The 14,326-nt window shown below is 37.4% G+C and carries 16 protein-coding genes and 1 pseudogene; 3 read left to right on the top strand and 14 right to left on the bottom strand.

Annotated elements, in window-relative coordinates:
- Positions 1-182 precede the first annotated feature (182 nt).
- Positions 183-557 carry a DUF4183 domain-containing protein gene (locus tag BFL01S_RS02965; RefSeq protein ID WP_061784820.1) on the top strand — a complete coding sequence of 125 codons (375 nt, stop codon included), beginning with the start codon at positions 183-185 and terminating at the stop codon, positions 555-557.
- 54 nt (positions 558-611) lie between these two features.
- On the opposite strand, the gene BFL01S_RS02960 is transcribed toward BFL01S_RS02965, so the two are convergent.
- Positions 612-992: a DUF4183 domain-containing protein gene (locus tag BFL01S_RS02960; RefSeq protein WP_061784819.1), complete on the bottom strand. Its 381-nt coding sequence runs from the start codon at positions 990-992 to the stop codon at positions 612-614.
- 98 nt (positions 993-1,090) lie between these two features.
- Positions 1,091-2,320: a bacillibactin exporter BcbE gene (gene bcbE, locus BFL01S_RS02955; RefSeq protein ID WP_061784818.1), complete on the bottom strand. Its 1,230-nt coding sequence runs from the start codon at positions 2,318-2,320 to the stop codon at positions 1,091-1,093.
- A gap of 321 nt (positions 2,321-2,641) precedes the next feature.
- Between bcbE and BFL01S_RS02950 the strand changes: the two genes are divergently transcribed.
- Positions 2,642-3,859: a NupC/NupG family nucleoside CNT transporter gene (locus BFL01S_RS02950; protein WP_025908202.1), complete on the top strand. Its 1,218-nt coding sequence runs from the start codon at positions 2,642-2,644 to the stop codon at positions 3,857-3,859.
- Positions 3,860-3,892: 33 nt separating this feature from the next.
- Here the strand turns inward: BFL01S_RS02950 and BFL01S_RS02945 are convergent, their stop codons facing one another.
- From BFL01S_RS02945 to BFL01S_RS02930, 4 genes are all read right to left on the bottom strand, one after another.
- Positions 3,893-4,165 carry a hypothetical protein gene (locus tag BFL01S_RS02945; RefSeq protein ID WP_035320105.1) on the bottom strand — a complete coding sequence of 91 codons (273 nt, stop codon included), beginning with the start codon at positions 4,163-4,165 and terminating at the stop codon, positions 3,893-3,895.
- Positions 4,166-4,367: 202 nt separating this feature from the next.
- Positions 4,368-4,640 (bottom strand): DUF2564 family protein, encoded by a 273-nt coding sequence (locus BFL01S_RS02940; protein ID WP_025908203.1) that lies wholly within the window; start codon positions 4,638-4,640, stop codon positions 4,368-4,370.
- 55 nt (positions 4,641-4,695) lie between these two features.
- The gene (locus BFL01S_RS02935) at positions 4,696-4,878 is read right to left on the bottom strand and encodes a zinc-finger domain-containing protein (protein WP_025908204.1); all 183 of its coding nucleotides are present in this window, start codon (positions 4,876-4,878) and stop codon (positions 4,696-4,698) included.
- Between the two features lie 27 nt (positions 4,879-4,905).
- On the bottom strand, positions 4,906-5,559 hold the full coding sequence (locus tag BFL01S_RS02930; protein WP_061784817.1) for a ribonuclease H family protein: 654 nt from the start codon (positions 5,557-5,559) through the stop codon (positions 4,906-4,908).
- A gap of 203 nt (positions 5,560-5,762) precedes the next feature.
- Between BFL01S_RS02930 and BFL01S_RS02925 the strand changes: the two genes are divergently transcribed.
- On the top strand, positions 5,763-6,161 hold the full coding sequence (locus tag BFL01S_RS02925) for an RNase H family protein (RefSeq protein WP_025909386.1): 399 nt from the start codon (positions 5,763-5,765) through the stop codon (positions 6,159-6,161).
- A 9-nt stretch (positions 6,162-6,170) separates the two neighbouring features.
- On the opposite strand, the gene BFL01S_RS02920 is transcribed toward BFL01S_RS02925, so the two are convergent.
- The 8 genes and pseudogenes from BFL01S_RS02920 to BFL01S_RS02885 all read right to left on the bottom strand — a co-directional run bounded on the left by BFL01S_RS02920 (position 6,171) and on the right by BFL01S_RS02885 (position 14,256).
- Positions 6,171-6,437 carry a DUF6123 family protein gene (locus BFL01S_RS02920; protein WP_242529579.1) on the bottom strand — a complete coding sequence of 89 codons (267 nt, stop codon included), beginning with the start codon at positions 6,435-6,437 and terminating at the stop codon, positions 6,171-6,173.
- Positions 6,438-6,510: 73 nt separating this feature from the next.
- Positions 6,511-6,969 carry a divergent PAP2 family protein gene (locus tag BFL01S_RS02915; RefSeq protein ID WP_061784838.1) on the bottom strand — a complete coding sequence of 153 codons (459 nt, stop codon included), beginning with the start codon at positions 6,967-6,969 and terminating at the stop codon, positions 6,511-6,513.
- A 300-nt stretch (positions 6,970-7,269) separates the two neighbouring features.
- A pseudogene (gene ypzF, locus BFL01S_RS21490) lies at positions 7,270-7,395 on the bottom strand (protein YpzF); the annotation flags it as partial.
- Between the two features lie 172 nt (positions 7,396-7,567).
- Complete coding sequence (locus BFL01S_RS02905; protein WP_025909382.1) at positions 7,568-7,831, bottom strand: YpbS family protein; 264 nt, start codon at positions 7,829-7,831, stop codon at positions 7,568-7,570.
- Between the two features lie 13 nt (positions 7,832-7,844).
- The gene (locus BFL01S_RS02900; RefSeq protein ID WP_061784814.1) at positions 7,845-8,597 is read right to left on the bottom strand and encodes a DNA polymerase beta superfamily protein; all 753 of its coding nucleotides are present in this window, start codon (positions 8,595-8,597) and stop codon (positions 7,845-7,847) included.
- Between the two features lies 1 nt (position 8,598).
- Positions 8,599-12,225 carry a dynamin family protein gene (locus BFL01S_RS02895; RefSeq protein WP_061784813.1) on the bottom strand — a complete coding sequence of 1,209 codons (3,627 nt, stop codon included), beginning with the start codon at positions 12,223-12,225 and terminating at the stop codon, positions 8,599-8,601.
- A 374-nt stretch (positions 12,226-12,599) separates the two neighbouring features.
- Positions 12,600-13,166, bottom strand: coding sequence for an isoprenylcysteine carboxyl methyltransferase family protein (locus tag BFL01S_RS02890; protein ID WP_061784812.1), 567 nt, complete (start codon positions 13,164-13,166; stop codon positions 12,600-12,602).
- Position 13,167: 1 nt separating this feature from the next.
- Positions 13,168-14,256, bottom strand: coding sequence for a type III polyketide synthase (locus BFL01S_RS02885; RefSeq protein ID WP_061784811.1), 1,089 nt, complete (start codon positions 14,254-14,256; stop codon positions 13,168-13,170).
- Positions 14,257-14,326 lie beyond the last annotated feature (70 nt).

Here is a 14,326-nt window from a genome sequence, read left to right as displayed (position 1 = left end):
ACAGCTCTAATGGTCACTTAACTCTTATCATATCAACGTTTCTACTGTTAGACAATTATTTATTAACAAGGTAATTAACACCATAAACTATCTAATATTAGGGACTTTTTATCAGAAAATTAATATTGTATAAAAAGCAGATTTAATATAAGAAGAACGCGTAAAAAGCGAGGTGTATAACTATGAAAAAAAACAATAAAAATTCTCATTCAATAAGAGCTAAACAAGTTACTGACTGGACGACACGTTCGATAAAGCTTTCAACCAAGTTCTCTTTGCCACCTTTAAAAATCGCCAAAACAAATATAGGTTATTATTATGCCAGAGCAGATGGACAACAGCGCATCTTTACAAATAAAGACCAATTGCCAGGCTACGGAAACAGCGGCATATTGAGCCCTGATTCGGTTTCCTATACTAATTTATTTGTAAACGGAATGCTTCAACCTCCTGCAATTTACAAAGTGGATGAAGGTATACTTGAACTTTTGTCGACAGATGTCCCTTCCGAGAACACATTAATTTTACTCCAGTTTATTACAATTTATTTAGCTTAAATTCCATAATAAAAAGAAGCAAAAATGTAGCTTTGCTTCTTTCGTATCGCTTCATTATGTTGTAACGGTTGTTGAGGAAGCCGGTGTAAAGTTAACAACCTCTACAATAACAGGAGTTCCTGTTAAAATTGATCCGCCTATTGGTACATCAACTGCTACTGAGCCTACGCCCGTAGCACCAGGTGTGTAAGTCAATAACCCTTCCATCTGTAATAAACCATTGATGTACACTTGATAATAGCTATTGTTGCTTTCTAGTGCAGGAAGTGTCGTTGCTGCTGAGCCATCATCTAAAAAAAAGTCAGCAGCATCGATTGTTAGCGTGCCTCCTCCATCCGTTTGTGCAGTCGTAACGTAGAATAACTTTGTATTAACGGGGCTTACGGTTGCAACTGTTGTAGCAGAAGCTAAAATTTTCATAATTTGCAATGCCATCTTCTTTGTCCCTCATTTCACTGATTCATCTTTTCATTCATAGTATATGGCACAGTAATACAAGTTGTGAGGGACAAACATCTATCTCTAAAATAAAATTAAACCTCAGCTTTTTTAACCTTCACGGCTTCATCTGTTGGTTTGATTGCCTTAAGGACAATGATAGCCCCAATTGCACTAACAAATAAAGACATTTGGAAAACAGCCATATCTGACCATTTCATTAACAATGTATACAATGGGGGTCCGGCAGCAACTCCAACAAAGCGCATGGAACTGTATATTGACGTAATTGTACCTCGCTCTTCTTTCTCAATACCTTCCGTAATTAAAGCATCTAGACTTGGGAGAGCAACACCTATTCCGATACCGCCAATTACAAGCGTTATGATAATCATGACGATCGAGGTATTAAAGAATAAGATGGGAAAAGAGCAAGTTAATAGAAGAAATCCAAAGAATGAACACCATTTCATCACAACTTTATTCTGACCAATTTTCTTTCCAGCAACATAAGAGGCAATGGATAGTGCAAGCAATGGAATGGCCATAACAAAGCCTTTTTTTGTATTGATAATGTCGTATCTCTCTTCTAGAATTGTTGATAAATAAAAGAGCATTCCAAATAAAACAAGCATGATAATAGCACCTAAAATAAAAATAGCTAACAGCCAGCGAATATTCTTATGAAGAGTACCCTTCACATTTTTAATGAAATCTTTAATGTTTTGTTTCTTTGTATCAGATGATCCTGACTTAGGAGTTTTCACCAAAAAGAGAACAAGTAAGATGGACAATAAACAAAGAATAGGAATAAACCAAAACGGTAAAAACCAAATAAAAGAGGCTAAGAATGAACCTAAAATGGGGCTTAATACTTTACCAAACGTGTTAGCCGTTTCAATTAACCCTAACCCTTTCGTTACTTCCTGTTCGTCCTCAAACATATCCCCTACACAAGGAATCACTACTGGCATGGCACCGGCTGAACCAATCCCCTGAACGGCTCGCCCAATTAGAATAATCCAAAACGGGCTATCCATTTGCCATGAAGCCCACCCCGTAATTGCTCCACCTATCCCTGCTAAAATTAGACTGGGAATGATGACTTTTTTTCGTCCAAAGCGATCTGATAAATAGCCAGCAATTGGAATCAAAAAAATAGCAAATATTGAGTACACGGTAATAATCATTGAGACCTGCATAGAACTGATTTTCAACTGCTTTTCAATGACTGGCAAAACAGGTATGAGCATGGAGTTCCCCAGTGTCATAATAAGCGGAACCGATGCAAGCGCAAGCAAGTCCATTTTTTTTCTACTTTCCATAGCAGCCTCCAGGTAGCGTGATGCTAAACAATTTTAAGCATTTGCCAAACAATGCATATCTATATTTTTTTGCTATTTTATCATTTCCTATTCATGCATAAATCACAATCCTATGATTTAACCATCCCTTGTGTATCAAACCTTTTTAAAAGATTAATCACTCATTTTTTATTCATAAATTATCAAAGTTCGGACAAGATAAAAGAGGAAAAACTCAAAAACCTCTTTCATTTTTCGATAAAAACTATTATATTTAAGTTGTCGTAAGACGTTAGAAGTCTGACGACAACTTGCTAAAAACATAAAGAAAAGGTGGAGAATATGAATTTCCTTTGGGGTCTATTAGGTATTGCATTTATCTTTTTGGTAGCGTTTTTATTATCCAGTAATAAAAACGCAATCAAACCTCGTACGATATTAGTCGGCTTAGCCATTCAAGTTCTATTTGGATTTATCGTCTTAAAATGGAACGTTGGCCGAGCAGCTTTAGAAAAAGTAACAACTGCTGTCCAAAACGTTGTAAACTATGCAAATGAAGGGATTTCCTTCTTGTTTGGTACACTGTCGGATGCAAGTCAGCCTACTGGGTTTATCTTTGCATTTAATGTATTAACGTTAATTATCTTCTTCTCTTCTTTAATTGCGGTTCTATATCATCTAGGAATCATGCAGATTATTATTAAGTTCCTTGGTGGCGGATTAGCCAAACTACTAGGAACAAGCCAAACGGAATCTTTATCTGCCGCAGCGAATATTTTCGTTGGTCAAACGGAAGCACCGTTAGTTATTCGACCATACTTGCCAAAAATGACAAGATCAGAGCTTTTTGCCGTTATGACGGGTGGTCTAGCATCAGTTGCTGGTTCAGTATTATTTGGATATGCAGCTTTAGGTGTACCAATCGAATATTTATTAGCAGCAAGCTTTATGGCTGCTCCAGCCGGATTAATTATGGCCAAAATGATCATTCCAGAAACAGAAAAGACGTCAACAGCTGAAGGCATTGCAATGGAAAAAGATAAAGATACGGTTAATGTGATTGATGCAGCTGCTCGCGGAGCATCTGACGGGTTAAAGCTTGCATTAAACGTAGGAGCAATGCTACTTGCATTCATCGCACTGATTGCATTGTTAAATGGACTTTTGTCTGGAATTGGAAGCCTTTTCAATCTTGAAAACTTTACGCTTGACACCATTTTAGGGTTTGTGTTTGCACCGATTGCGTTTGTTATTGGTGTCCCTTGGAGTGAGGCCGTACAAGCTGCTGGTTTCATCGGACAAAAGTTTGTGTTGAATGAATTTGTAGCGTACTCTTCTTTTGCTCCACAGATTGATCAGCTTTCTGATAAAACGGTCGCTGTTGTCAGCTTTGCACTATGTGGGTTTGCTAACCTATCTTCACTTGCTATTTTATTAGGTGGTTTAGGAAACATGGCTCCAAGCCGTCGCCCAGAAATCGCACGTTTAGGATTCCGTGCTATTCTTGCTGGTACATTAGCTAACTTATTAAGCGCAGCAATCGCAGGTATGTTTATTTAATAGCAAAAGGTGAGACGAATTCGTCTCACCTTTTTAAATCACATCATCATGATACATAAATTGTTTATCAATAATATGTTCAATGTAAATTGTCGTTAACTCACTCTTCTTAACATGAGCGACAATCAAACCTAGCGGATCTCCAATTGTAAAGCTCGTACCATTATGAAATGTAAGCAGTTTTTCATCCAAATGAAGAACGCGCTTATAGATTTTTTCTCTTTCAATATCAGTCCTTTTTTTGGATGCTTCTGTCGTTGAAAACAAAACGATAATTTCATTTCCTTTCACTTGTGTACGGTACACAGCTCTCACTCCTTATCGACAATTAACCTGATAATAAACAGAATTTTTCGATATCTATTTTCATTATACCTCTAAAACAAAGATTAGTAAATACATCCATAATATTACAGATATTTAAATCATTATGTATATCAGTGAAAAAAGCACTCTTTTTATCGCGGTCACTTTACGATGAAAAGAGTGCTCTTCCTCTGTTACAACCTTATTGCTTTGCCTCAGTTAACTGCTGCTCACAAGCTTTTAAATCCGCCATGCACTTTTGAAGAAACTCTTCGTCTACGCCCGTTGCGTTTGCCTGTGCCGCTTCTAATTCTGTGCGCGCGTTTGCTAGAGCTTCTGTTGCTTCACTAAGCTGCTGTGGACTCATGCTCATCGTTGCAGTTCCAATCATTTTTTGCGCCGATTGAATAGAGACTTGAGCTTGTTGCAAATCATTATAACCTGTTGTTACGTCTTGCTTTGAAAAGTTATCCATTCGGAAAACACCTCCTGTAGATAGGATAAAGCAAGACGAAAAAAATTATACAGAACTACTTTTTAGTTAATAGCTCTCCGTAATTTTTAATTTTCTCCCCTACCGTACACTCATTAATACAAAACGATTGGGCATACGTTTTTCCGCGCTCTTTATTAAACGTTTTTTTAACAAAGCAGTCATTGCAATAGTAATCTAAAAGCTCTGTTACCTCTTCTAATACTTGCTTTCTTTCCATGCTGCATCTCTCCATTTCAATTAGTACCTATATTCGTTTTCGGCTAGCTATCGTAACTCCTTGTAAGGCTTGTGTTGCAAGCTGATCTGCTTCTTCATTATCTTTGCGTGAAATCGGTTCATAAATTGGTTTAATTCCTAATTCTTGTAGCTTATCTTCAATGCGATCTAAATATTTATTAAAGGTTTCTTCAAAGCAAGGCCATTCACCTGCTAGCTGATTTAATACAACTTGCGAATCTCCTTTAAACGTCACTTGGATGTGATGAACTCCCATTTCTTCTAGCTGCTGTACCGCAAAATAAAAAGCCGCGTATTCCGATTCATTATTCGATTCAATCTGTTCAAGCTGCGTGTTAACTCGAATCCGCTGAGGAAATCCATTTTGTGTAAAGTAAATAACAGCACCGAGACCTGCGACCTGCATGTCGTGGTGAAAGCCCCCATCAAAATATACCGTGATGTCATGAGGTTCCGTTTGAATTTCTTCAAATAATTTTTTGGCTTCTTTTACAGTCCAACGTTGTCCATCTTCACTAATCAAATAAATTTCCTTTGCGCGTCCAGTTCGTTCCAAATCCCCTATAATGATAAACGCTTCGTTTGCATCTGTGAAATCAGAGTAAAACGTCAGTTGCTTTTGTTTGGATGATTTATAGTGCCATTCAATTTGAAATTTCATCTTTCCAGTTCCTTTCATCGGCAATTTTTAAATACCGCACGTAAACTTTTCTACTTTTTTGTATTTTATCACTCATCCTGTCTTTTCATGACAATTATTATCGTGATTTTACTGTAGTTAGCACTAAATTTTTTTATGGTACAATAGAGTTAATTTAATTGCAACTTATCTGACTGACTACGCTATATAATGGAGTGATAACAATGATAGAAGTATATATCGACGGCGCCTCTGCAGGAAATCCTGGGCCATCTGGTGCTGGAATTATTATAAAAGGTAACGGGGAGCACCACCGCTACTCTATTCCCTTACAAGTGATGAGTAATCATGAAGCTGAATTCTACGCCTTAATAAAAGCTTTAGAACTTTGTTTAGAAAAACAGTATACGATGGTTTCTTTTCGAACAGATTCGCAAATTGTAGATGCGGCTATGAACAGAGAATATGTAAAAAATAAAGCTTTTCTTCCTCTCCTCGAAAAAGCCCTAACGCTCTCCAAACAAATAGATTTATTTTTTATTAAGTGGGTTCCAAGCAGCGAGAATAGCGGAGCTGATCAACTTGCTAGAGAAGCTATTCATCAAAAAGAAGCAGGACTATAAGCTCCTGCTTCAAATCATTCCGGTCTGTTTTAATACTTGCATTGCCTGTTTTCTCGTCTTCACCTTTTGTGCGGCAAGTTGCTCTAGCAGCGCAACAAAAAAGCTACCATCGAATTCCTTTTGCATTTTTAAGGTCCATTCAATGGAGAAAATAACCATTTCATCCGGCATTTTTGTATATTGCTGACCAAATGCAATAAAGCCCTTTGCATCTTCTTTTAAAGAAAAGCCTTTTTCCTCAAGATAAAGAAGGTATTCTTCTAAGGAGTTTACCATTTTTGTCACGATCCGATCCCATCCTTTATAAAGGTTCCTTCTTTATCTTAGCGTATTTATAAAAATTTGACCATTATTTTTCACCAAACAAATAGCCAACTAATCCTATGGTTACACCTAGGAGAGCACCTGCAAGTACTTCTGCCGGCTGATGCCCTAGCATCTCTTTTAGCTTTTGTTCAGTTAAGTCATGAAAGCCTTTATCAGGAAGCCCGGCTAACTTTTCAATTTCTTCATCTAACGTATTTACCTTAATGGTAATTTCACCAGTTTGTCTACGAATCCCTTGTGCATCATACATAACAATAATTCCAAACACGGTTGCAATCCCAAATTCAATGCTAGAAACGCCTTTGGTTAAACCTACATAGGTAGCCAAAGAAGAGACCCCGGCAGAGTGAGAGCTAGGCATTCCTCCCGATGCTCCAATCATTGATACGTCCCATACACCTGTTTGATATTTTTTAATGGGAATTTTTAATGCTTGTGCCAACAATATTGAAGAAAGTGACAAGCCAATACCTTTGTTCAACATGCTCACCTCTTTTACTATTGTGTAAAAAAGAAAATGCCGGAAACATTCACTCGCATCATGAATGTTTCTGGCATTTTCGACGCTCACTATGACTTAGTGATTGTTTTTCTTAGAAGCTTTCTTTTGTGCTTTATTATTCATCTTTGCTGATTCTACTTCAGCATAAGAACCAAATTCTTGGTTATATTGGTTTTTTTTAGAAATTTTAGAAACTTTAAGCTTTTGGTTAGAAGAATTGTTTTGATTTTGTTGTACATTAAATTCAGATGCAAATTCTTCAGCATGTGCACCGTTTGCTTTTTTAGCAGCTTTCGCTTTTTGAGCTTGGTTAGCTTTGAACTCAGAAGCAAACTCTGTGTTATGTTTTTGTTTTGCATTGTTATTACGTTGTGCATTTGCATTACCTGATTTTGTACGTCCCATTACAATCTCCTCCTTTGTTTGTACCTCGTTGGTACATTCATTAGTATGGATTTGTTTTGAAATCAAACACTGCGAAAAATAAGGTAACACCGGGAGCTAATGGGCAATTTCCCTCTTGTTTTCAATTCAATAAACAAGCGAAAGCCGCCATTAGAAGGCGGCTTTCATTTGTTTAATTATTTAAGCGTTGAACGTATTCTTCGACCATTTCTTTCGTTACAAATTGACGTGTTGGTACAATTCCATTATTTTTTGCAAGCTCATTAATTTGAGCCGTCACAGCGTTAATCGTATCCGTTGAAAATTCTTGGCCTTCTTTACATAAAAGCACCGTTGCTTCAATTGCTTGCTCACGCATTGTATCTAGTCTGACAAATGCTTTAACAAGTTCATGCTGTTTCTTTGAATGTTCTGATATTGCTTTGTGTACGCTCATTTTTGTTCCTCCATTATGTAAGCTGTTGTGCTAAGAATAGGTTAATGTCTTCGAGGCTAGCGTCTTTATCCGGCAAATTAACAAGTTCGTTTTTAAAATGAGGGAGCTTTTTTTCAAGCAAAGCTTTTATTTCCTTTATCTCACTACTTGTTATGTGTACGACTTGTTTTTTAGCACCGCTAAGCTTTGTAATCACCTGCGCTAAAGGATCAGCTTTAAAGCCGTTAACAAGCTTAAAAAACGACGTAGGCGGTAATTCCCTACCCTGAATTAAAACGGTTAATGCCATGTATGCCCTAGCCATATGAAGAACAACTTTTATATCCTCTATTGTAACAGAAGATGTCAGATTTCTTTTACTATTTTGATGCAAAAGTTTAAAATAATGAAACCCTAGCGCTTTTAGCGAATACTGTTCCTTCATCATAAAACAAATCTTTTCACGAAACCCTTTCACATTACGATAGCAAACCGATGAGTGTATCCATTCATAAAGAGAAGGATTCGATTTTGTAAAGAGATGCAGTGCTTTATAAACGTCCCACCCTTGAAGATCATAGTTTTTATCTATGCTTGTAATAACGTCTTTAGGTCGATGTAACTCAAGGTAGCGTGCGGACTCATATTTATAAATAAATCGTACATCATAATCACTAGAAGGCGTATGTAATTCATACGCCCGGCTTCCTGCTTCACACGCAAACAAAATCGTGATATCATGCTTTTTCTCAATTGAATCCAACAGTTCTTCGATATTATCGTTCATCTTATGTCCTTTCATTTTGATGAGCTACGACGATGACATTTAGCGTATCAATTGTATGATTTAGCGCTTCAATTGGAAAATCTGCATTAACCGCTGTTTGAAGCTGCTTATAATAATCATACCATTCTTCTAAAAGCGTCGGTTTATACGTTAAAACAAACATGTGAATTTGTTCATTGTAATGATTTTGTAGCTTTATTTGCTCACTGCACACATAATCATCAAGCAGCGGCTCAATTTTAGCTTTTAATCCTTCATGCATTTTAGCTTTTTCATTTTTCTCAAAAAAGCTTTTGCTGTTTTTATAAAGAGCCAAATCCTTCTGGAATAGTTCAAGGTTTTCAAACGAACAGCGACTAACCAGAGTGCTGCCGCTTTCCACATTAATATCCGGAAGAGCAGGGTGGAATGTTGGTTCGTAGCGCTGCAGCTGCCTCATATTCGTTTGATTCCACTCTTTTGTTAAGCGTTGAATAAATGTTTCTAAACGCAGCGTTGTGGCTTGAATTTCTTGGGTGACATCAAATGCAACTGCTTGTAAAAGCTGGTCAAGACATGCAGCCAACTGTTCTTTCTTATTTCCTTTATCATCTCTAAGCGTTGCCGGGTTAAACGATTCCTTAAAGAAATCATCATAGCGTTGCAAGACACGCTTTTTCACATAGAAGAGAAGCTCATTGCTTTCCCTTTCGAGCTGCTGCTCTTCATACGTAAATGTCATTTCTGAAACCTTAGCAGAAATTTGTTGATCCTTAATATGAAGAGATTGCAAATAGCGCTGCTTTTCAACCGCAGACTTTGTTTGAACATCTTTAATTTCATTCGTGACGGCAAGTGCTTGATTAAGCTCTTCGTATACAGACGCAACTGCTAGCTGAGTTAGCTCATCTGTAATGAAGTGATAAAATGGTTTTTGGAAAGCCTTAAACATTTTATCTTCTCGATTTGCTAGCGCCTGCAAGCTTGAAATTGGATAGAGGCGTGGAAAGCGAATACCATACTCTTCAAGCTGTGTTTTTACATAATTTTGTACAAGACCTAGCTCTTCATCAGATTGAGCTAAATCAGCTGCATTCAGTAAAAAGAACATTTTGTCTAGTGTAAATACATCTTTTACACGACCAAGCTGAATTAAAAATTCACGATCTGCTTTTGAAAACGCATGATTATAGTACGTAACAAACAAGATAGCATCAGCATTTTTAATATATTCAAACGCAACGCCCGTATGGCGAGCATTGATAGAGTCGGCCCCTGGCGTATCGACAAGCGTAATTCCTAGCTGAGTCAACTCACAGTCATAATATAGGTTAATATGCTGGACAAAGCAGGCCTTCTCTTCCTTAGCTACGTACGCTTCAAATTCTTTAATCGTAACGTTTACTTCAGACCCCATTACGTCCTTAACATCCTCATAGCCTTTTATCACTGCCTGTAGAAATGAGAAATGCAGCTGGTTTTCTTCTTTTACAGTTAATTTTGGCAATAATTCGTTTAGCTCTTCTACGTTTGCAATAGTATATTTAAACAGTTCCAAGGAACTGTTAATATCAGCTAATAGCTGATCCATCGTTTTCATCAGAACTACGACTGTTCGATGAGGGTAGTCCTTTGTAGGAGGCATAATTTTGTTAATCGTCGCCGTTGTAGGATTCGGTGAAACAGGCAGTACTTTTTCACCAATTAACGCATTGGCAAAAGACGACTTTCCAGCGCTAAAAGCTCCAAATAGTGCCACTGTGAACGTTTGGTTTGCAAGCTTATGACGCTTTTCCTTTAAGCGACCAACAACCTTTTCAAGCTGTTTGAATGTAGAAAGCACCTTTGTCGACTCATCAATATCTCGAATAACCGCATCGACCTTTGTTTTTGACTGAACTTCTTCCTCTACAGCAACATTTTGTTCTGATGTGACTGTAATAGGAGCTGCTTTTACCTCAACCATTGTTCCCACTTCGATTTCTTCTTGTAATAAGTCTAACAGCTTCACCATTTCCAAAGGTTCAAGAGGCCTTAAGATATTTAGCTTTTGTTTTAAATCTTGCCGCAAGGTTTGAAGATGCTGAGTAGATTTTTGAACTCGTTCGTAGCCCTCAATAATTCGTTGCTCCGTAGCTAACGACTGTTCAATGTTTTGGAGTATTCGTTCTTCTTCTTCTTTCTTTACTTGTTCAATTTGAGTATACAGTTCGGAAAGAATACGATTGGTATTTTTCTTAATTGCATCTACTACATCCTTTGTATAGGTAAGGACATATTCACCATTAATGGTTGCTCCTGTTTTCACAGCATCCACTAAGTCATGTGGCTCAAACGGTACTTCAAACTGCTGAACGCTAGCCAACAGAGAAGAATCTACGAGCTCTTCATCTTGAATGAGCTGCTGCATGTACTGCTGCAAGTGCCACTGTAGCTCTGTTTGAACACGCTCTTTCAAATCTTCATAAAAAACCGTTAGCCGCTCTTTTTTTTCTTCTTCTGTTTTCTTTTTTGTAAACCATACGCCCACTTTAAAATCTGGCTTGGTTGTTTCTAAGAATGCCTTTGCTTTCTCTCGCATCTCATAGGGAGCTAAATTCGCATTGTTCATAATTTTAGCTGTTTCGTTTTGATACGTCGTATAAAACGCTGTGCGTTTATGTAAAATCATTTCTCGCTTCGCTATAAGCTCAGCCGCTTCTTCTTTTGCATTTTGATATTCATTTGGACGAAGCTGTGAACGAATATCATCATATTCAAGAAGGCTCTCTTCTTCAGTGCTTTCTGCAAACTGCATGTGATCTTCTACTACCATTTTCATGGAATCCATAATATGTTGACCGCGATTTTCTTTTTTCTCCATCATCGTGTGCAAATGCTTCTTTAAAACAGCCAATTCGTTATAAGGATATTGCTTATCTTTTAAAGATGTATAAAAAATCCCTTTTGGTCGTACATTCCATTTTAAAAACGCCTCTTCTACAGATTCCTTAAACTCTTGGAAAGTAAGCTGATCATCTCGATGCTTATCAACTTGGTTAATAATTAAGAACAGCTCTTTATTGGCATCCTGTAGCTCTTTTGTAAAATGAAAATTAAGCTCTGCCTGTACATGATTGTAATCCATCACGTAAAAAATAACGTCCGCAAGATGAAGAGCAGACTCTGTTGACACACGGTGAGCATCATCTGTTGAATCAATTCCAGGCGTATCCATTACAACAATTCCTTGTGGAATTGCTTCCGTTTCAATCGAGAGATGAATGGACTCTACTTCATCACCATCAACACAAAACGATTTAATTTGTTCATACTCATATGGTGCTTCATAACGTACTGGCTTTTCTTTTCGATAATAAACGGTTGCATGCTCCTCGCCAGCCTTAACAGACACCAAATTAGCACTTGTCGGAATTGGACTTGCGGGCAAAATTGTTTGGCCCATGAGTTCATTAATCATACTTGATTTCCCTGCTGAAAAATGACCACAAAACGCAATAACAAACTCTTCTTTTTCTTGTTTTCTTAATAACTGAATAATTTTTTCCGCTTGCTTTTCATCTCCAGCATTTATAAAAGCCTCATGTAAATGATAAAGAGAGGATTGTAAAGTTTTATACCTTTGATGCTGAACGCTTACTTGAGACATCACTTTCGACTCCTTTTGTTAGGCACTTACAATCGTGCACTTACTCCATTTCTGCTACTTATTCCTCTTTTTATTTTACTTGATTTTAAAGCGTTTTCCTATAAAAAACTGAATTTTCCACTTCCGTTTACTTATGCAAAAAAGCAAAAAAAACTGCCAAACCATTGGCAGTTTTACGTTTATTTATATTCAAAAAATTATACACGCTGCGCTTTTTCAATGTTTTTCATGACATACGTTGCCATACCCGTACACGTTACGAACGCTCCAATTACAAAAAGACTAACCATTATGTCCACCACCGTTTCTTATTGATGAAATTGATAATCTTTATCAGCTACTTACAGTCTATCACGAAAGATAATCATTTTCAATTAGTTTTCTGATTTTTTTAACTGTGGCATAAAACGTAGCTTTCCATCCATGGCTACCTCATAGTCTGTATGTAACTTCAGCGCTTCTTCTTCTTTTACAATCCGAACTGATAGCATCCACATGTTTAATAAACTGAACACTATAAGCGTTAGATACGCTTGAAATAAAAACGGAATTAGAAGAAACTCTAGCGTGACAACCGTATAGTTTGGGTGCTTAATGTATTTGTAAGGGCCCTTTAATACAACGGGAGCTTTTGGCATTACAATAATTTTAGTATTCCAATACTTCCCTAATGAGGTGATAGCCCATACTCTTCCCAGCTGCACCATTAAAAATAAAGCCGCAAATACCCAAAAAGGCGATGAAAATGGATAGTCTATAAGCTGGATTTCTACAAACAACGCCACAAAAAAAGCAACATGCATGGCTACCATCCATTTGTAATGATCTTTTCCCGCTTCATATCCACCGTTTTGTTTCATCCAGGCTTCATTGCGCTTCGCAATTACAAGTTCTCCTAAACGTTGTAAAATAATCAATGCAAAAATGACATCAATAAGCATGTTATTCCCTCCATTGAAGTAAGACGAGCTCTGAGCTAAATCCTGGCCCAAGCGCAGTTAACACGCCGTATTCTCCACTTGGAATTTTCTCTTTCATAAACCGATCCAATACGTATAAGACAGTTGCTGATGACATGTTTCCATGATGCTTTAACACATGAAGTGAATGGTCAATCATTGAGCTTTCAAGCGAAAGCGTAGATAGATAAGCTTCTAACACCTTCTTCCCCCCAGGATGCGCCACAAAATGTCGCAAGTCTTGCGTAGTTAGACCATGACTCGCCAGGAATGTCTGAACTTGATCTCCTAACCAAGAATCAATAATTGTAGGAATGTCTTTTGAAAAAATAACATATAAACCGTTGTTTCGAATATCCCAACCCATAACATCCTTAGAGTCTGGCATTAAAGTAGACTGAGTATGTAACGTTGATGGCAGCGTGTCCAATTGTGAAGCGCTTATGTCTGCTTCATCTCCTGCAATTAAAGCAGCTGCTACTCCGTCAGCAAATAAAGATGTACCAATTAAATTGCTTTTTGAACGATCATTACGCTGAAACGTCAGGCTACAAAGTTCAATGGAAAGCACAAGTACCTTTGCTTTCGGAAACGCTAAGCAATACTCATGTGCTCTTGACACACCTGAAGCTCCTCCTGCACAGCCTAGACCCCAAATTGGAATACGCTTCGTGTGAGGGGAAAAGGGAAGCTCGTTCATAATTCTTGCTTCAATGCTCGGTGTTGCAAGCCCACTAGTGGAGATGTAAAAGATTGTATCAATTTCTTCATAGGGAATATTGTCTGAGAGATAAGCTGAATTTGTTAAGCAATTTTCAACAGCTTTTACGCCAAGTTCAATTGCAGACTCAATAAATGCATTATTTTTCTCTTCAAACGTGTGGTCTTCTTGAAACCAATCCATTCCTTTGGCAAAATGCCTTGTTTCAATCTGACCATTTTCAAATACCGTTAACAAACGATTAATATCTCGAAATGACTCGGCAAATAGATCCTTTGCAAACTGTGCTGTATCCGATTGCTTTAGCTCATATGGAGGTATACAAAATCCAGTTGACATAATTTTAGGCACCGTTCTCACCTCTTTAGTTCGTTATGTATACCTTCTGTAATTTTTTAGAAATTTATTCTTTATGAAAAAT

The organism is Priestia flexa NBRC 15715, assembly GCF_001591565.1.
Taxonomy (GTDB): Bacteria; Bacillota; Bacilli; order Bacillales; family Bacillaceae_H; genus Priestia; species Priestia flexa.
Note: the sequence above shows the minus strand (reverse complement) of the source record. Positions and strands in the feature narration are given on the sequence as shown.